This window comes from Enterobacter sp. ECC-219, from assembly GCF_043966805.1.
In the GTDB taxonomy this organism is placed as follows: domain Bacteria; phylum Pseudomonadota; class Gammaproteobacteria; order Enterobacterales; family Enterobacteriaceae; genus Enterobacter; species Enterobacter cloacae_N.
Genome location: NZ_CP143680.1, coordinates 1,102,517 through 1,118,624 on the forward strand (window position 1 = coordinate 1,102,517; position 16,108 = coordinate 1,118,624).

The following is a 16,108-nucleotide window of genomic DNA, read 5'->3' on the forward strand; positions in this document are numbered from 1 at the left end:
CCCCAACCGGGAGAGGGGAAATACTTATTACGAGAACCATCAATGAGTGAAATGATTTACGGCATCCACGCGGTGCAGGCCCTTCTCGACCGCGCACCGGAGCGTTTTCAGGAAGTGTTTATTCTGAAAGGGCGTGAAGATAAGCGTCTGATGCCGCTGATCCACGCGCTGGAAGCGCAGGGCGTGGTGATCCAGCTGGCTAACCGCCAGTTCCTGGATGAGAAAAGCGAAGGCGCGGTGCACCAGGGGATTATTGCCCGCGTGAAGCCGGGCCGTCAGTATCAGGAAAACGATCTGCCGGATCTGATTGCCGGGCTGGATAATCCGTTCTTCCTGATCCTCGATGGCGTAACCGATCCGCATAACCTCGGCGCGTGCCTGCGCAGCGCCGATGCGGCGGGCGTGCGCGCGGTGATCGTGCCGAAAGATCGCTCCGCGCAGCTGAACGCGACGGCGAAGAAAGTGGCCTGCGGCGCGGCGGAAAACGTTCCGCTGATCCGCGTGACCAACCTGGCGCGCACCATGCGTATGCTGCAGGAGGAGAACATCTGGATCGTCGGTACCGCCGGTGAAGCGGATCATACTCTGTACCAGAGCAAAATGACCGGCCGTCTGGCGCTGGTTATGGGAGCGGAAGGCGAAGGCATGCGTCGTCTGACCCGCGAACACTGCGACGAGCTGATTAGCATCCCGATGGCGGGCAGCGTGTCGTCTCTGAACGTTTCCGTTGCGACGGGCATCTGCCTGTTTGAAGCGGTGCGCCAGCGGGGAGCATAAACAGCAAGGCCGTCCACAGGACGGCCTTTTGTGTTTTCTCCCTCTCCCTGTGGGAGAGGGCCGGGGTGAGGCACCAGACGGTGACAAACTCACTCTTCCAGCGACCGCAAATGGTCATCCTTCCTCAGCGTCATCAGCGCGAAAATACTCACTACCGCCGTCGCCATCACGTAATACGCCGGAATATCCAGGTTGCCCGTCTGCTTAATCAGCCCGGTAATGATTAGCCCTGCACATCCCGAGAAAATCGCGTTCGACAAAGAGTAGGCCAGCCCCAGCCCCGTATAGCGCACGCGAGTCGGGAACATCTCAGATAGCATTGCCGGGCCCGGCCCCGCCAGCATGCCCACCAGACCGCCCGCAATGAGTACCACACCAGCCTTCACCGCCAGCGTGCTCGACTCCGCCTGCAAAATTTTCAGCAGCGGCAGGGCGAGGATCAGCAGCAGCGCGGTAGCGATAATCATCACCGTGCGGCGGCCAATCCTGTCGCTCAGGATCCCGGCCGGGATAATCGTCAGCGCAAAGCCGATATTCGAAATCACCGCGATCAGCAGCGCCTGGTTAAAGCCGGTGTGCAGCGCTGACTGCAGGTAGGTTGGCATAATCACCAGATAGGTATATCCCGCCGCGGACCAGACCATCACGCGCCCAATGCCCATCAGGATGGTTTTGAGCGTGGCGGAAGTGCTGGCCTGAGCAGCAGCCGGTTTTTCCTGCTGCTGCACAAAGCTCGGCGTCTCTTCCATACTCACCCGCAGCCATAGCGCGACCGCACCCATCGGCAGGGCAAGGAAGAACGGAATGCGCCAGCCCCAGTCATGCAGGTCTTCAGGGGTAAGAACGGCAGAGAGCAGCGCGACAATAGCAGCGCCCGCTAACAGCCCGAGCGCTACGGTAAAGGACTGCCACGCGCCGTACAGGCCGCGCTTGCCGCGCGGGGCGAACTCGGTCATCAGCGAGACCGCACCGCCGTACTCGCCGCCCGCGAACAGCCCCTGCAGGATGCGCAGCAGCGTAATGATTAACGGCGCAGCAATGCCGATACTGGCGTAGACGGGCACGATGCCGATGGCCGTGGTGGCGAGCGTCATCAGCACCAGCACAATAATCAGCGTCGGTTTTCGCCCAATCCTGTCGCCAATTCGGCCAAATACCACCGCACCCAGCGGACGGAAGAAGAAGGCGATGGCAAACGAGGCCCAGGTGAGGATCAGACTGGTCAGTCCCGCCTCTCCCTCAAGCTGGAAGAAGTTCTTCGCAATCACGGTCGCCAGAAAACCGTAGACCGCAAACTCATACCACTCGATGAAGTTACCAATGGAGCCTGCAATTAATGCACGCTTGTGCGCATCCTGTTGCATAACGATCCTCACAAAGACGGGTTAAGAATAAATTATTCAACATAAGCGGGGTAATGAAATAGTTTATTCTTATGTTCTGTGAGCTATTTCACGAATGATATCAGCGGGATCACCACCGTGTGACCTCAATCCCATGCAGCGTGCACGCGGTCTGTCCATACTTACCTTCATTGCCACTGAAGGAGGGAGACAGCATGCACTGGCAGACCCATACCGTTTTTAATCAACCTGCCCCACTCTCTAACAGCAACCTTTTCCTTTCAGACTGCGCCCTGCGCGATGCGGTGGCGCGTGAAGGGGCCGAGTGGGATATAGAACTCCTCGCCAGCATTGGTCAGCAGTTGGGTACGGCGGAATCGCTGGAGCTGGGCAGGCTCGCGAACGTGAATCCACCGGAGCTATTACGCTACGACGCCACCGGAGAGCGGCTGGATGACGTTCGCTTTCACCCCGCGTGGCACCTGCTGATGCAGGGGCTCTGCGCCAACCGGGTACATAATCTGGCATGGGAAGAGGAGGCGCGAAAAGGCTCTTTTATCGCCAGGGCCGCGCGCTTCGTGCTCCATGCTCAGGTAGAAGCGGGGACGTTATGCCCGGTGACCATGACCTTTGCCGCCACGCCGCTGTTGCAGCAGTCGCTGCCCAAACCGTTTCATGGCTGGTTAACGCCGCTGATGAGCGATCGCTACGATCCCCATCTCGCGCCGGGTGGGCAAAAGCGCGGCCTGCTGATCGGCATGGGGATGACGGAAAAGCAGGGCGGCTCAGACGTGCTCAGCAATACCACCAGAGCGGAAAAATGCAGCGACGGCAGCTACCGGCTGGTGGGGCACAAGTGGTTTTTCTCCGTGCCGCAGAGCGATGCGCATCTGGTGCTGGCGCAGGCGAAAGGCGGTTTGTCCTGCTTTTTTGTTCCGCGTTTCTTGCCCGACGGACAGCGCAACGCCGTGCGCCTTGAGCGTCTGAAAGAGAAGCTTGGCAACCGCTCCAACGCCAGCAGTGAGGCGGAGTTCCTCGACGCTTCCGGCTGGCTGCTGGGGGAAGAGGGCGAAGGGGTACGGCAGATCCTCAAAATGGGCGGTCTGACGCGCTTCGACTGCGCCCTGGGCAGCCACGGGCTAATGCGCCGGGCGTTATCCGTGGCGCTGTACCATGCCCATCAACGTCAGACCTTCGGCAAAAATCTTATCGATCAGCCGTTAATGCGCGAAGTGTTAAGCCGCATGGCGCTGGTGCTGGAGGGGCAAACGGCGCTGCTGTTCCGCCTGGCCAGGGCGTGGGATAACCGTACCGATCCGCAGGAGGCCGCCTGGGCAAGGCTTTTTACCCCGGCTGCAAAATTTAGCGTGTGCAAAGCGGGCATTCCGTTTGTCGCGGAGGCGATGGAGGTGCTGGGCGGCGTAGGGTACTGCGAGGAGAGTGAACTTCCGCGCCTGTATCGCGAGATGCCGGTGAACAGCATCTGGGAAGGATCGGGAAATATCATGTGCCTGGACGTGCTACGCGTGCTGGCGAAGCAGCCAGGGATCCACGACCTGCTTGCCGATGAGTTTGCCCAGGTGAAAGGACAGGACCGACACTTTGACCGCAGCTGGCGGCAGCTGCAGCAAAAGCTGCGTAAACCGCAGGAGGCACAGGGGAGGGAGATCGCGCGGCAGCTCTTTTTGCTGGGCGCCGGAAGCCAGATGCTGCGGCACGCATCGCCGCCTGTGGCGCAGGCGTGGTGCCGCATGATGCTGGATACCCGTGGCGGTACGCTGATGAGCGAGCAGGTGCAAAGCGATCTGCTGCTGCGCGCCACGGGCAGGGTTGGCTAGCGTTTAAGCTGGAACAGGCTGACCAGTTGGGTAAGGTGTGACCCTTTCTCGCGCAGCGTGCGTGCGGTTTGCTCGCTGCGTGAGATGCGATCGGCGTTGATATGCGACGCTTCGCCAATGTGGGTCATCGCAAGATTGACCTGGCCGATCCCCGCGGACTGCTCGCGTGACGCATGGTTAATCTCCGTGACCAGCTGGCTGATGTTGTCGATATGAACGATGATGGAATCCATCGCCAGACGCGTCTGTTCAGACAGCGCGTGGCCTTCGCCCACTTTCCGTAGCGTATCGCCAATCAGCTGTTCAATCTCCTTCACCGCGTTAGCGCTGCGTCCTGCCAGGGCGCGAACTTCCTGCGCGACCACCGCAAACCCTTTTCCGTGCTCCCCTGCGCGTGCTGCTTCAACCGCCGCATTCAGCGCCAGAATATTGGTCTGGAACGCGATGGACTCGATTACGCGTGTGATGTCTTCGATGCGTTTTGACGCTTCGCGAATGTCGTCCATCGTAGCAACCGCATGGGTTACCGTTTCACCACCCTGATGAACCGCGCGTGAGGTTTCACCTACCAGCTGCTGCGTTTGCTCCATGTTGGCGGCATTTTGCTGCACGGTCGCGGCCAGTTGCTCCATGCTGGCGGAGGTTTCTTCCACGCTGCTGGCCTGCTTGTTGATCTGCTCGGAGATGTCTCCGGTATCGGAGGCCAGCGCATTGGTGCCCAGATGGATCTCGCCTGCGGCTTCACGGACCTGCAGGACAATTTTCTGTAGCCCATCGCCAATACCGTTGATGGCATCAACCAGCTGACCAACCTCATCCTGACGGGTGACGGGCAGGCTGGAGCGCAAATCGCCTGCGGCATACTGGCGGGCCAGGTCAATCACGTTACGCAGCGGACGGGTCAGCATCCGGCGAATAAGCACCACAAACAGGCCCGCGAAGAGGACTGACAACGCTACGCCGGCCAGCAGGAAACGGTCGCGCATGGCGTTAACGCTCGCGAGCAGGACTGATTTATCCACTTCACCGACGATGGTCCAGTTCCAGCCGGGCAGCGGCGTATAGGCCATTTTCAGCGTGCGGCCGTCGTCGCTTACGCGTTCCAGCTTACCTGAGGAATCGCTCAGCAGCTGCTGTTGGGTGGCGCTATCCCACTTCGGCTGTTTTCCCTCTTCGCTGGCATGGAACAGATACTGACCGCGCGTTTTGCCGTTGCTGCGGTCCAGCACAAAGAAGTGCCCGCTCTCGCCCAGGCGGCGGTTAAGGATTTTCTCGCGCATGACGTTCCAGGAGTGAGTGATATCCACCCCAACGAAGATGATCCCAATGACCTGGCCTTCACTATCCTTAACGGGCTGGTACTGGGTGATGTAGCGTTTGCCAAACAGGAGCGCCAGGCCGCGGTAGACTTCACCTTTGCTGACGGCGGCAAACGCCGGGCTGCTCGCGTCCAGAACGGTTCCCATGGCGCGATCGCCATTCTCTTTGCGCAGGGAAGTGGCAACGCGAATGAAGTCGTTACCGCTGCGAACAAACAGCGTGGAGATTGCTCCTGTACGACTCAGAAAGTCATCAGAAAATGTCGTGTTTTCATGGAGTTCAGCGTTGCCCCCTTTAAGCAGGGGAACGGTGAGCCCGTTAATGGTCCGGGTCTGATTAGTATCGACGCTAAACGGCTGGGGCAGAAATGTTGTAAACAGTCTGGTATAGCTTTCGACTTCCTCGCTCAGGCTGGTATTAAACATCTGCACCATGTCGACCATACCGGTGGACTGATTATGCAGATCTTCTACCGCGAGGGCTTCAAGCTGCTGGCTGGCTTTTTGGCTGAGCAGGAAAGTGAAAAGCAGAAACAGCGTGGCGACACTGACGCCCGTCAGCAGCGACAGCTTTGTTCCAAGGCCCGCACGGCGGAAAAAATTGATCATAAATTGCTCATCATTGAAAAGGTATGGTTCTTCAACGGCAGAGCGGAGATTACGTTTACTGAATTAATGTAACAAAATGTTATTTTGTTGTTTTTGAGTGGTTTTAAAATAGATAAAAAATTTGCAAAAACGAAAAGCCACTAAAAATAAGTGGCTTTTATCAGGAAGGACTTATATGTAGAGAATGGCCTGTACCCGCCAGTGATCGATATGGTTATCTTCCTGCATCTGGATGATGCGATACCATGACGCGCCCTGTTCATCGGCCTTTAATGCCACGATACGTTCAACGTCTTGCGGGCTCCCCGAAATGTTATTGACGGAGATATGGCCTATTTCATTCAGACCCGTTACGCAATCCGCACTGGCGAATTCTGCTGACTGCGCGGTGGTGCTCACAAGGCCTGCTGAGAGCAACAGAGAGGTCAAAGCAAGAGTTCGTTTCATCGTCAGCTCCATTTCACATATTTCCGGTATCCGCCGGGCAATCCTTCGCGAATAAACTCCCATTCCTTGTCGCTGGCATGGAGTTTATTGTGGACAGGAAAATGTCTATGGACGCAAAGCAGTGTAAATGTCGTTCAAAGGTAAACCATTATTTTCGGTACAAAATGGCTTGTGAATACCACTGTCCCGTTATGATGGTTTCGTCGATCATAATAATGACGTAATAATCTGCTTTGGCGGCGACGGCTTGTGCCTTTATTGCGTCTTCTGCGTCATCCGGCGAACCGCGAACCAGCGCGGAGACGGTGCCCATTCGCTGTAATCCTTCCGTCTGATTACGACGAATCTCCTGCGGATGATCGGCAACCGGGGGAGCGGGTTGCGGTGTACCCTGCAGTGCGCTACAGCCGCTGAGCAGAAACACCAGCAATAAAGCAGCAAACCTGTGCATAACCATATCTCGTTTCCTGTTAGCCATAGTGTAGTTGTCTGCGAATTTAGTTTTGGGGGAATGTTCCCGAAGTGTTATCTGGTACGCTATTTTCGAATGAAAATAGCGTCAAACCGTAACCCAGTTCTCAACATTATGAATCATTCATTCGTACAGGGTCGACAATGATTGAAATTGAAATACGCCATCTCGGTGAACATGAAATTTTACATGCCGTGCCGGCAGGAAAACGTGATAAACCGCTGCCGGTTGTGGTTTTTTATCATGGGTTTACCTCATCTAAACTGGTTTACAGCTATTTTGCGGTGGCGCTGGCGCAGGCGGGTTTTCGCGTGGTAATGCCGGATGCCCCTGACCACGGGGCGCGCTTCACGGGCGATGGACATGCGCGGCTTGGGCAGTTCTGGCACATTCTGCACGGCAGCCTGACCGAGTTTGCCGGGCTGCGCGATGCGCTTTATGAGGCAGGGCTGGTGGCCGATAATCGGCTGGCGGTGGCCGGGGCGTCGATGGGCGGTATGACGGCGCTGGGGATTATGACGCATCATCCTGACGTGATGTCTGTCGCCTGTCTGATGGGCTCGGGCTATTTTACCTCGCTGGCGAAGACGCTTTTCCCCCCTCAGGATTTAACGCAAATTGCGGCGATGCTGGCAGAGTGGGAAGTGACCCGGGCATTGCCGCGCCTTGGCGATCGCCCGCTGCTGCTGTGGCACGGTGATGCGGATGATGTGGTGCCGCCGGACGGAACCTTCCGCCTGCAACAGGCGTTAAAGAATGAAGGACTGGACGCTAATCTGACCTGTTTGTGGGAATCGGGCGTCCGCCACCGCATCACGCCAACGGCGCTGGACGCCACGGTGGCATTTTTCCGCCAGCACCTTTAAACGCGCAGGACTTTGACGCCCTGATCTTCCAGCTTCTGGAGGATCTCGGGGTTCGCCCCTTTGCCGGTGATCACCATGTCGATCTGTTCTGCGCGGCTGAACAGCATGCCTGCGCGTTCACCGACTTTGCTGCTGTCGACCAGCACTACGAGCTTGCCCACAACGTTAAGCATGTTTTGTTCCGCCATTGCGGTCAGCATATCGGTTTTATACAAACCGTCAGCGGTCAGGCCTTTGCCGCTGGTAAACATCCAGTGCCCGGCGTAGAGACTGTTTTCGCTGTCCTGTGGGCTGAGCGTGATGGACTGGCTTTTATTGTACTGGCCGCCCATGATCACCACGCTCTCATGTTCCTGATCGATCAGGTAGTTAGCCAGCGGCAAATAGTTGGTGATGATTTGCACCGGCTTGCCGCACATCTCGCGACCCAGCAAAAACGCCGTGGAGCCGCAGTTGATGACGACGCTCTCACCGGGGTTCACCAGCTGCGATGCCGCTCTGGCAATCCGTACCTTTTCATCGTGATTCTGCGCCTGATGGATATTCATCGGCGACCAGCGTGGACGCTGCTGGCTGATGGCTTCCGCGCCGTTGCGGACTTTTTTCAGCTTGCCGCTCTCATCCAGCTTGTTGATGTCCCGCCGCGCGGTAGCGGGGGAGATGCCTAAACGTTCGATCACTTTCTCGACGGTGATAAACCCTGTTTGCGCCAGGAGTTCCAGTAAAATTTGATGCCGTTGCGCTTCCGTCATGAGCTATTCCGATAAGAATTGATTTGAAAAGATGATATTTGAAATAGCGTGAAATTACTAAAATAAATATGGAATCGCCAGACTCAGGGTCTGGCGATGTGGCCTCATAATCAGAGGAAGGACTTGAACGGAAGATCGGGCTCAATGGTGAAGCAATCATCGAAACCGCGTGGGTAGTGATACTCGAGATTGTCTTTGTCCAGAGGCCAGGTGAACTTGCCGCCGACCTGCCAGATAAACGGCTTAAAGCCATACTTCAGGCGGTCTTTTTTCATCTCCCACAGCACGCGGATTTCCTGCGGATCGGCCTGGAAGTTTGACCAGATATCGTGGTGGAACGGAATAACCACTTTGGTATTCAGCGCTTCCGCCATACGCAGCATGTCGGCGCTGGTCATTTTATCCGTAATACCGCGCGGGTTTTCGCCGTACGAGCCCAGCGCTACGTCAATCTGATGTTCGTTGCCGTGCTTCGCGTAATAGTTGGAGTAGTGGGAGTCACCGCTGTGGTACAGGGAGCCGCCCGGCGTCTTGAACAGGTAGTTCACCGCGCGCTCGTCCATGCCGTCCGGCAGTACGCCCGCAGCTTTCTGGTCGGCCGGCAGGGTAATCAGTGCGGTACGGTCAAAGGCATCCAGGGCGTGGATTTCAATGTCTTTGATTTTCACCACGTCGCCAGGCTTCATTACGATGCAGCGCTCTTTCGGCACGCCCCAGCCAATCCAGAGATCTACGCAGGTTTGCGGCCCGATAAAGGGTACGTCGTCCGCGCAGTTTTGCATTACCGCGGCCGCCACGTTCACGTCTATATGATCGTTGTGATCGTGGGTAGAAAGCACGGCATCGATCTGACGAATGGCAAACGGATCAAGCACAAACGGCGTGGTGCGCAGGTTCGGCTGCAGTTTTTCAACGCCGGCCATACGCTGCATCTGGTGGCCTTTTTTCATCAGCGGATTACCGTGGCTCTGCTTGCCGGTGCCGCACCAGAAATCAACGCAGATATTGGCGCCGCCTTCTGATTTCAGCCAGATACCGGTGCAGCCCAGCCACCACATTGCAAACGTGCCAGGAGCAACCTGTTCCTGCTCGATCTCTTCGTTCAGCCAGCTACCCCACTCCGGGAATGTGCTCAGAATCCATGATTCACGGGTGATGGTTTTCACTTTACTCATCGTTTTGACTCCTGGGTTTAATCAAAAGTAATCATATGGTGATTTGTTGTGATTAATGCTGGCACCATTTAACGCGCTTTGCAATGGTAAAAATGAGGAATTTTATCTGCGCGACTTCACGGACTCTCCGCTATTTACTTGTTAGAGTATCGCATATTAAACATTAATATAATGAATTATAAGGATTAATTTATTTTCATGGTACGGTGGTGAAAATCATTACTAACAGCATGGAAATAAATTGCGTGATGCGTCACAAATAATCAAATTCAATCTTGTGGTGATTATTTGTGATTAATAGAGTGATGACACCAACCGCACAGGGATTGCCCCTTGTGTTCTCATTTCTGGAGAGAGTTATGGAGATCCTCTACAACGTCTTTACCGTTTTCTTTAATCAGGTAATGACCAACGCCCCGCTGTTGCTGGGTATCGTGACGTGCCTGGGGTACATCCTGCTGCGCAAAAGCGTCAGCGTGATTATTAAAGGCACCATCAAAACCATTATCGGTTTCATGCTGTTACAGGCGGGGTCAGGCATTCTGACCAGCACGTTTAAGCCAGTTGTCGCCAAAATGTCGGAAGTGTACGGCATTAACGGGGCTATCTCTGATACCTACGCCTCAATGATGGCGACCATCGATCGCATGGGCGATGCCTATAGCTGGGTGGGATATGCGGTTCTGCTCGCGCTGGCGCTGAACATTATCTATGTTCTGCTGCGCCGCATTACCGGTATTCGCACCATCATGCTCACCGGGCACATTATGTTCCAGCAGGCGGGGCTGATCGCGGTTTCTCTCTATATCTTCGGCTACCCCATGTGGACCACGATCATCTGCACCGCCGTGCTGGTCTCGCTCTACTGGGGTATCACCTCCAACATGATGTACAAGCCAACGCAGATAGTGACTGACGGCTGCGGCTTCTCCATCGGTCACCAGCAGCAGTTTGCCGCCTGGCTTGCTTATAAAGTTGCGCCGTACCTGGGCAAAAAAGAAGAGAGCGTTGAAGACCTTAAGCTGCCGGGCTGGCTCAATATCTTCCATGACAACATCGTTTCGACTGCGATTGTGATGACCATCTTCTTCGGCGCCATTCTGCTCTCCTTCGGTATTGACGTGGTGCAGGCGATGGCAGGGAAAACCCACTGGACGGTCTATATCCTGCAGACCGGCTTCTCCTTCGCGGTGGCGATTTTCATCATCACTCAGGGCGTGCGTATGTTCGTCGCCGAACTGTCGGAAGCCTTCAACGGTATCTCTCAGCGCCTGATCCCTGGTGCGGTACTGGCGATTGACTGTGCGGCTATCTATAGCTTTGCGCCAAACGCCGTCGTCTGGGGCTTTATGTGGGGCACCATCGGCCAGCTGATTGCGGTGGGCATTCTGGTGGGTTGCGGTTCCTCAATCCTGATTATTCCTGGCTTTATCCCGATGTTCTTCTCCAACGCCACCATCGGCGTGTTTGCTAACCACTTCGGCGGCTGGCGCGCGGCGCTCAAGATCTGCCTGGTGATGGGCATGGTGGAAATCTTCGGTTGCGTGTGGGCGGTCAAGCTCACCGGTATGAGCGCCTGGATGGGTATGGCGGACTGGTCAATTCTGGCACCGCCGATGATGCAGGGCTTTGCCTCCGTCGGGCTGGTCTTTATGGCCGTCATCATCCTGATTGCTCTGGCTTATATGTTCTTCGCTGGCCGTTCGCTGCGAGCAGAAGAAGATGCGGAAAAACAAACAGCAGAAGTTTCTGCTCACTAAGGAGTATCGATTATGACCGTACGTATCCTGGCTGTGTGTGGCAATGGGCAAGGTAGTTCCATGATCATGAAGATGAAAGTGGACCAGTTTCTAACCCAGTCAAACATCGACCACACGGTGAACAGCTGCGCAGTGGGTGAATACAAAAGTGAACTAAACGGCGCGGACATCATCATCGCTTCAACTCACATTGCCGGTGAGATTAGCGTGTCGGGCAACAAATATGTGGTAGGCGTACGCAACATGCTGTCGCCTGCGGATTTCGGGCCAAAACTGCTGGAAGTGATCAAAGAGCACTTCCCACAAGACGTGAAGTAAGGACGCCACATGAAACTACGTGATTCGCTGGCAGAGAATAACTCCATCCTTTTACAGGCCGACGCCAGCACCTGGCAGGAAGCGGTGAAGCTGAGTGTGGATCTGCTGGTTAAGGCGGACGTTGTCGAGCCGCGCTATTACCAGGCCATTCTCGATGGCGTGGCGCAGCACGGCCCCTACTTTGTGATTGCGCCGGGCCTGGCAATGCCGCACGGCCGCCCGGAAGAGGGCGTCAAGAAAACCGGCTTCGCGCTGGTGACGCTGAAAACGCCGCTGGTGTTTAACCACGAAGATAACGACCCGGTCGATATTCTCATCACCATGGCGGCCGTTGATGCCAACACCCACCAGGAGGTGGGCATTATGCAGATCGTCAATCTGTTTGATGACGAAGCCAATTTTGACCGTTTACGCGCCTGCCGCACCGCGCAGGACGTGCTGGATTTAATTGATAACGCCACTGCGGCGGCCGTTTAAGAGGAATTGAACATGTCATTACCAATGTTGCAAGTTGCGCTGGATAACCAGACGCTGTCTCACGCTTACGAAACCACCCGCCTGATTGCGGAAGAGGTGGATATCATCGAAGTGGGCACCATTCTGTGCGTGGGCGAAGGCGTGCGCGCCGTTCGCGACCTGAAGGCGCTCTATCCGCACAAAATCGTGCTGGCGGATGCCAAAATTGCCGACGCAGGCAAAATCCTTTCCCGCATGTGCTTTGAAGCCAACGCCGACTGGGTCACCGTGATCTGCTGTGCGGATATCAACACCGCCAAAGGCGCGCTGGACGTGGCAAAAGAGTTTAACGGCGACGTGCAGATTGAGCTGACCGGCTTCTGGACCTGGGAGCAGGCGCAGGAGTGGCGCGAAGCGGGCATCCAGCAGGTGGTTTACCACCGCAGCCGCGATGCCCAGGCCGCAGGCGTGGCGTGGGGCGAAGCGGATATCAGCGCGATTAAGCGTCTGGCGGATATGGGCTTCAAAGTCACCGTCACCGGTGGCCTGGCGCTGGAAGATCTGCCGCTGTTCCAGGGCATCCCAATTCACGTCTTTATCGCCGGCCGCAGCATTCGCGACGCGGCCTCTCCGGTCGAAGCGGCGCGTCAGTTCAAACGCTCAATCGCTCAGCTTTGGGGCTAAGGAGCGGGTATGTTGTCAAAACAGGTCCCGCTTGGCATCTATGAAAAGGCACTCCCTGCGGGGGAGTGCTGGCTGGAGCGGTTACAGCTGGCAAAACAGCTGGGTTTCGATTTTGTCGAAATGTCAGTGGATGAGACGGACGAGCGTCTCTCTCGCCTGGACTGGAGCCGCGAACAGCGTCTGGCGCTGGTGAGCGCCATTGCCGAGACCGGCGTGCGCGTGCCGTCCATGTGCCTGAGCGCCCATCGTCGTTTCCCTCTGGGATGTGAAGATGATGCCGTGCGTGCTGAAGGTCTGGAGATCATGCGCAAAGCCATTCGCTTTGCCCAGGACGTGGGTATCCGCGTGATCCAACTGGCGGGTTATGACGTTTACTATCAGGAAGCCAACGATGAAACGCGCCGTCGTTTCCGTGACGGCCTGAAAGAGAGCGTTGAGATGGCAAGCCGCGCGCAGGTCACGCTGGCGATGGAGATCATGGACTACCCGTTGATGAACTCCATCAGCAAAGCGCTGGGCTATGCGCACTATCTGAATAACCCATGGTTCCAGCTTTATCCGGATATCGGCAACCTGTCGGCATGGGATAACGACGTACAGATGGAGCTGCAGGCGGGCATCGGGCATATCGTGGCGGTGCACGTCAAAGATACCCGTCCTGGCGTGTTTAAAAACGTACCGTTCGGCACCGGGGTGGTGGATTTTGAACGGTGCTTCGAGACGCTCAGGCAGACAGGCTATTGCGGGCCTTACCTGATTGAGATGTGGAGCGAAACGTCAGACGACCCGGCTGCGGAAGTAGCAAAAGCGCGGGACTGGGTGCGCGAGCGGATGGTGCGGGCGGGTTTGCTGGAGGTTGAACATGCTTAAGCTGAAACAGCAGGTCTTTGAAGCCAATATGGATCTGCCGCGCTATGGCCTGGTCACGTTCACCTGGGGCAACGTGAGCGCTATCGACCGCGAGCAGGGGCTAATCGTGATTAAGCCGAGCGGCGTGGCGTATGACACCATGAAAGCAGACGATATGGTGGTGGTGGATCTCGACGGAAACGTCGTGGAGGGAAAATGGCGTCCCTCTTCAGATACCTCAACCCATCTGGCGCTGTACCGGCGATATCCGTCCCTTGGCGGCGTGGTGCATACCCACTCCACGCACGCGACGGCCTGGGCACAGGCGGGGCTGCCCATCCCGGCGCTGGGCACGACCCACGCGGACTATTTCTTTGGCGACATTCCCTGCACGCGAACGTTAACGCAGGCTGAAGTAGAAGGGGAGTACGAACGCAACACCGGCAAGGTCATCATCGAAACACTGGGTGAAACGGAACCGCTGCATACGCCGGGGATTGTGGTGTACCAGCACGGTCCATTCTCCTGGGGTAAAGATGCTCACGACGCGGTACATAATGCTGTCGTGATGGAGGAGGTGGCTAAAATGGCGTGGATTGCCCGCGGCATTAATCCACAGCTTCAGGGCATTGATGATTACCTGATGAACAAGCATTTCATGCGCAAGCACGGCCCAAATGCCTACTACGGGCAGAAGTGAATAAGTGCTCTGGAATACCAAAAAACAGTTGTAACCGGTGGTATTCCGGAGCCATTCACAAAAAAAAGCCCCCGGGCAGGGGGCAACGTCAACTATGGCTATGTTCTCGTTGTTGGCTTTCCTGGTGCTAGCGTTAAGGCATTACCGGTAGATATCTGCACTGGCGTGCATATTGCCGTTGCTGCCGGGCTCACGGGTTAACATCACATGGTAATAGGTTGCGCCCTGGGCATCGGTCTCTTCATTTAGTGCCTGATCTGCTTCGCTTTCAGTGGCGAAATTATGATTGATATAGATTACGCCTAAGCTGTGCACATCATCCATGTTTCTGGCCTGCCGGCCGTCTATTTTGATGGCTGCCATCGCGTTTGCACTGAGCAAAAGCGCAGCCATTATGGCTAATGCGATTTTTTTCATGATATGCGCTCCACGACTGCGTGCTGTGAGAGGGGGAATGCTCCTTCTTTAATTCAGTGGGTCTCTGATTAAAGTGTAATCACTCATCCGGCGGGGATACGTGACCATTTCTGATGCAGTTGTTCAAAAAAGCAACGCTTCCGGATGCGTTTAATATTAAATCACCCACTTAGACCAGCTTTACGCTTTGTGCGAATTATTTGTGCAATCAGCTTGAGTTTCCAGGGGCGCGCAAGTATTATGACGCGTCAATTTTTCAGCCGACCTTTAACACGTTCCTTGCCTCCCCGGGCCTCGGCTGACCCAGACAGGAGGCTGAATAATCCGTAAGGAGCAATTCGATGCGTCATTACGAAATCGTTTTTATGGTCCATCCTGACCAGAGCGAACAGGTTCCGGGTATGATCGAGCGTTATTCTGCTGCCATCACTGGTGCAGAAGGTACGATCCACCGTCTGGAAGACTGGGGCCGCCGTCAGCTGGCTTACCCGATCAACAAACTGCACAAAGCACACTACGTTCTGATGAACGTTGAAGCGCCGCAGGAAGTGATCGATGAGCTGGAAACTACCTTCCGCTTCAACGATGCCGTTATCCGCAGCATGGTTATGCGTACCAAAAACGCAGTTACCGAAGCATCTCCGATGGTTAAAGCGAAAGACGAGCGCCGTGAGCGTCGCGATGATTTCGCAAACGAAACCGCAGATGATTCTGATGCTGGGGATTCTGAAGAGTAATTTCTGATGACCAACCGTCTGGCGTTGTCCGGCATCGTATGCAGGGCTCCCCTTCGAAAGGTCAGTCCATCAGGAATTCCGCATTGCCAGTTCGTGCTTGAGCATCGTTCTGTGCAAGAGGAAGCCGGGTTTCACCGGCAGGCGTGGTGCCAAATGCCCGTTATTATTAGCGGACACGAAAACCAGGCCATTACTCACAGTTTAACGGTCGGTAGCGCAGTAATCGTTCAGGGGTTCATCTCTTGCCATAAGGCAAAGAACGGCCTGAGCAAAATGGTTCTGCATGCCGAGCAGATTGATTTGATAGATACTGGAGACTAGCCATATGGCACGTTATTTCCGTCGTCGCAAGTTCTGCCGTTTCACCGCGGAAGGCGTTCAAGAGATCGACTATAAAGATATCGCAACGCTGAAAAACTACATCACCGAAAGCGGTAAGATTGTCCCAAGCCGTATCACCGGTACTCGTGCAAAATATCAGCGTCAGCTGGCTCGCGCTATCAAACGCGCTCGCTACCTGTCCCTGCTGCCGTACACTGATCGTCATCAGTAATCGGGCACGGTCCATTAATACGACTTTAAGAGGATA

19 protein-coding genes are annotated in these 16,108 nt (G+C 55.7%); 12 read left to right on the forward strand and 7 right to left on the reverse strand.

What is annotated here, in order from left to right; genetic code table 11:
* The first annotated feature begins 42 nt into the window (after nucleotides 1-42).
* Nucleotides 43-777, forward strand: a complete 735-nt coding sequence (rlmB, locus tag V1603_RS05140) for a 23S rRNA (guanosine(2251)-2'-O)-methyltransferase RlmB (RefSeq protein WP_395313568.1) — start codon at nucleotides 43-45, stop codon at nucleotides 775-777.
* An 89-nt stretch (nucleotides 778-866) separates the two neighbouring features.
* On the opposite strand, the gene V1603_RS05145 is transcribed toward rlmB, so the two are convergent.
* Nucleotides 867-2,141, reverse strand: coding sequence for an MFS transporter (locus tag V1603_RS05145; protein WP_233003394.1), 1,275 nt, complete (start codon nucleotides 2,139-2,141; stop codon nucleotides 867-869).
* 194 nt (nucleotides 2,142-2,335) lie between these two features.
* On the opposite strand from V1603_RS05145, the gene V1603_RS05150 reads away from it, so the two are divergent.
* Nucleotides 2,336-3,958, forward strand: a complete 1,623-nt coding sequence (locus V1603_RS05150) for an isovaleryl-CoA dehydrogenase (protein WP_395313569.1) — start codon at nucleotides 2,336-2,338, stop codon at nucleotides 3,956-3,958.
* Here V1603_RS05150 and V1603_RS05155 read toward each other — a convergent pair.
* The 3 genes from V1603_RS05155 to bsmA all read right to left on the reverse strand — a co-directional run bounded on the left by V1603_RS05155 (nucleotide 3,955) and on the right by bsmA (nucleotide 6,811).
* Entirely contained in the window at nucleotides 3,955-5,886 is a 1,932-nt protein-coding gene (locus V1603_RS05155; RefSeq protein WP_395313570.1) for a methyl-accepting chemotaxis protein, read from the reverse strand. The genes V1603_RS05150 and V1603_RS05155 overlap by 4 nt on opposite strands.
* Before the next feature lie 171 nt (nucleotides 5,887-6,057).
* A complete protein-coding gene (gene yjfN / locus V1603_RS05160; protein WP_395313571.1) occupies nucleotides 6,058-6,345 on the reverse strand; it encodes a DUF1471 family protease activator YjfN in 288 nt (95 codons plus the stop codon).
* A 136-nt stretch (nucleotides 6,346-6,481) separates the two neighbouring features.
* Nucleotides 6,482-6,811, reverse strand: coding sequence for a biofilm peroxide resistance protein BsmA (bsmA, locus tag V1603_RS05165; protein WP_028015263.1), 330 nt, complete (start codon nucleotides 6,809-6,811; stop codon nucleotides 6,482-6,484).
* A 137-nt stretch (nucleotides 6,812-6,948) separates the two neighbouring features.
* Here bsmA and yjfP point away from each other — a divergent pair, with 137 nt between their 5' ends.
* On the forward strand, nucleotides 6,949-7,671 hold the full coding sequence (yjfP, locus tag V1603_RS05170; protein ID WP_395313572.1) for an esterase: 723 nt from the start codon (nucleotides 6,949-6,951) through the stop codon (nucleotides 7,669-7,671).
* Here yjfP and ulaR read toward each other — a convergent pair.
* Both ulaR and ulaG read right to left on the reverse strand, forming a co-directional pair.
* A complete protein-coding gene (gene ulaR, locus V1603_RS05175) occupies nucleotides 7,668-8,423 on the reverse strand; it encodes an HTH-type transcriptional regulator UlaR (RefSeq protein ID WP_024907324.1) in 756 nt (251 codons plus the stop codon). The two genes, yjfP and ulaR, sit on opposite strands and share 4 nt — an antisense overlap.
* Nucleotides 8,424-8,533: 110 nt before the next feature.
* Nucleotides 8,534-9,598, reverse strand: a complete 1,065-nt coding sequence (gene ulaG, locus V1603_RS05180) for an L-ascorbate 6-phosphate lactonase (RefSeq protein WP_006810379.1) — start codon at nucleotides 9,596-9,598, stop codon at nucleotides 8,534-8,536.
* Between the two features lie 359 nt (nucleotides 9,599-9,957).
* Between ulaG and ulaA the strand changes: the two genes are divergently transcribed.
* The 6 genes from ulaA to V1603_RS05210 are packed head-to-tail and all read left to right on the forward strand — an operon-like array spanning nucleotide 9,958 to nucleotide 14,365.
* Complete coding sequence (gene ulaA, locus V1603_RS05185; protein WP_080328803.1) at nucleotides 9,958-11,358, forward strand: PTS ascorbate transporter subunit IIC; 1,401 nt, start codon at nucleotides 9,958-9,960, stop codon at nucleotides 11,356-11,358.
* A gap of 12 nt (nucleotides 11,359-11,370) precedes the next feature.
* Complete coding sequence (gene ulaB, locus V1603_RS05190; RefSeq protein ID WP_003856022.1) at nucleotides 11,371-11,676, forward strand: PTS ascorbate transporter subunit IIB; 306 nt, start codon at nucleotides 11,371-11,373, stop codon at nucleotides 11,674-11,676.
* Nucleotides 11,677-11,685: 9 nt separating this feature from the next.
* On the forward strand, nucleotides 11,686-12,153 hold the full coding sequence (ulaC, locus tag V1603_RS05195) for a PTS ascorbate transporter subunit IIA (RefSeq protein WP_061099468.1): 468 nt from the start codon (nucleotides 11,686-11,688) through the stop codon (nucleotides 12,151-12,153).
* A 12-nt stretch (nucleotides 12,154-12,165) separates the two neighbouring features.
* The gene (gene ulaD, locus V1603_RS05200) at nucleotides 12,166-12,816 is read left to right on the forward strand and encodes a 3-keto-L-gulonate-6-phosphate decarboxylase UlaD (RefSeq protein ID WP_017694667.1); all 651 of its coding nucleotides are present in this window, start codon (nucleotides 12,166-12,168) and stop codon (nucleotides 12,814-12,816) included.
* A gap of 9 nt (nucleotides 12,817-12,825) precedes the next feature.
* A complete protein-coding gene (locus V1603_RS05205; RefSeq protein WP_116343606.1) occupies nucleotides 12,826-13,686 on the forward strand; it encodes an L-ribulose-5-phosphate 3-epimerase in 861 nt (286 codons plus the stop codon).
* A complete protein-coding gene (locus V1603_RS05210) occupies nucleotides 13,679-14,365 on the forward strand; it encodes an L-ribulose-5-phosphate 4-epimerase (RefSeq protein ID WP_395313573.1) in 687 nt (228 codons plus the stop codon). The genes V1603_RS05205 and V1603_RS05210 overlap by 8 nt, the downstream gene beginning before the upstream one ends.
* A 141-nt stretch (nucleotides 14,366-14,506) precedes the next feature.
* On the opposite strand, the gene yjfY is transcribed toward V1603_RS05210, so the two are convergent.
* Nucleotides 14,507-14,782, reverse strand: a complete 276-nt coding sequence (gene yjfY, locus V1603_RS05215; protein ID WP_116343604.1) for a DUF1471 family protein YjfY — start codon at nucleotides 14,780-14,782, stop codon at nucleotides 14,507-14,509.
* Between the two features lie 341 nt (nucleotides 14,783-15,123).
* Here yjfY and rpsF point away from each other — a divergent pair, with 341 nt between their 5' ends.
* From rpsF to rpsR, 3 genes are read left to right on the forward strand one after another with little or no spacing between them, the layout of a single operon-like run.
* Entirely contained in the window at nucleotides 15,124-15,519 is a 396-nt protein-coding gene (rpsF, locus tag V1603_RS05220) for a 30S ribosomal protein S6 (RefSeq protein ID WP_014068637.1), read from the forward strand.
* A gap of 6 nt (nucleotides 15,520-15,525) precedes the next feature.
* Nucleotides 15,526-15,840, forward strand: coding sequence for a primosomal replication protein N (priB, locus tag V1603_RS05225; RefSeq protein ID WP_028015270.1), 315 nt, complete (start codon nucleotides 15,526-15,528; stop codon nucleotides 15,838-15,840).
* Nucleotides 15,841-15,844: 4 nt separating this feature from the next.
* Nucleotides 15,845-16,072 (forward strand): 30S ribosomal protein S18, encoded by a 228-nt coding sequence (gene rpsR, locus V1603_RS05230; RefSeq protein WP_000135199.1) that lies wholly within the window; start codon nucleotides 15,845-15,847, stop codon nucleotides 16,070-16,072.
* Nucleotides 16,073-16,108: the final 36 nt, after the last annotated feature.

Excerpts from the sequence above, each read along its gene's own strand:
- rlmB (WP_395313568.1), top strand. The coding sequence starts at position 43 with ATGAGTGAAATGATTTACGGCATCCACGCGGTGCAGGCCCTTCTCGAC.
- V1603_RS05145 (WP_233003394.1), bottom strand. The coding sequence starts at position 2,141 with ATGCAACAGGATGCGCACAAGCGTGCATTAATTGCAGGCTCCATTGGT.
- V1603_RS05150 (WP_395313569.1), top strand. The coding sequence starts at position 2,336 with ATGCACTGGCAGACCCATACCGTTTTTAATCAACCTGCCCCACTCTCT.
- V1603_RS05155 (WP_395313570.1), bottom strand. The coding sequence starts at position 5,886 with ATGATCAATTTTTTCCGCCGTGCGGGCCTTGGAACAAAGCTGTCGCTG.
- yjfN (WP_395313571.1), bottom strand. The coding sequence starts at position 6,345 with ATGGAGCTGACGATGAAACGAACTCTTGCTTTGACCTCTCTGTTGCTC.
- bsmA (WP_028015263.1), bottom strand. The coding sequence starts at position 6,811 with ATGGCTAACAGGAAACGAGATATGGTTATGCACAGGTTTGCTGCTTTA.
- yjfP (WP_395313572.1), top strand. The coding sequence starts at position 6,949 with ATGATTGAAATTGAAATACGCCATCTCGGTGAACATGAAATTTTACAT.
- ulaR (WP_024907324.1), bottom strand. The coding sequence starts at position 8,423 with ATGACGGAAGCGCAACGGCATCAAATTTTACTGGAACTCCTGGCGCAA.
- ulaG (WP_006810379.1), bottom strand. The coding sequence starts at position 9,598 with ATGAGTAAAGTGAAAACCATCACCCGTGAATCATGGATTCTGAGCACA.
- ulaA (WP_080328803.1), top strand. The coding sequence starts at position 9,958 with ATGGAGATCCTCTACAACGTCTTTACCGTTTTCTTTAATCAGGTAATG.
- ulaB (WP_003856022.1), top strand. The coding sequence starts at position 11,371 with ATGACCGTACGTATCCTGGCTGTGTGTGGCAATGGGCAAGGTAGTTCC.
- ulaC (WP_061099468.1), top strand. The coding sequence starts at position 11,686 with ATGAAACTACGTGATTCGCTGGCAGAGAATAACTCCATCCTTTTACAG.
- ulaD (WP_017694667.1), top strand. The coding sequence starts at position 12,166 with ATGTCATTACCAATGTTGCAAGTTGCGCTGGATAACCAGACGCTGTCT.
- V1603_RS05205 (WP_116343606.1), top strand. The coding sequence starts at position 12,826 with ATGTTGTCAAAACAGGTCCCGCTTGGCATCTATGAAAAGGCACTCCCT.
- V1603_RS05210 (WP_395313573.1), top strand. The coding sequence starts at position 13,679 with ATGCTTAAGCTGAAACAGCAGGTCTTTGAAGCCAATATGGATCTGCCG.
- yjfY (WP_116343604.1), bottom strand. The coding sequence starts at position 14,782 with ATGAAAAAAATCGCATTAGCCATAATGGCTGCGCTTTTGCTCAGTGCA.
- rpsF (WP_014068637.1), top strand. The coding sequence starts at position 15,124 with ATGCGTCATTACGAAATCGTTTTTATGGTCCATCCTGACCAGAGCGAA.
- priB (WP_028015270.1), top strand. The coding sequence starts at position 15,526 with ATGACCAACCGTCTGGCGTTGTCCGGCATCGTATGCAGGGCTCCCCTT.
- rpsR (WP_000135199.1), top strand. The coding sequence starts at position 15,845 with ATGGCACGTTATTTCCGTCGTCGCAAGTTCTGCCGTTTCACCGCGGAA.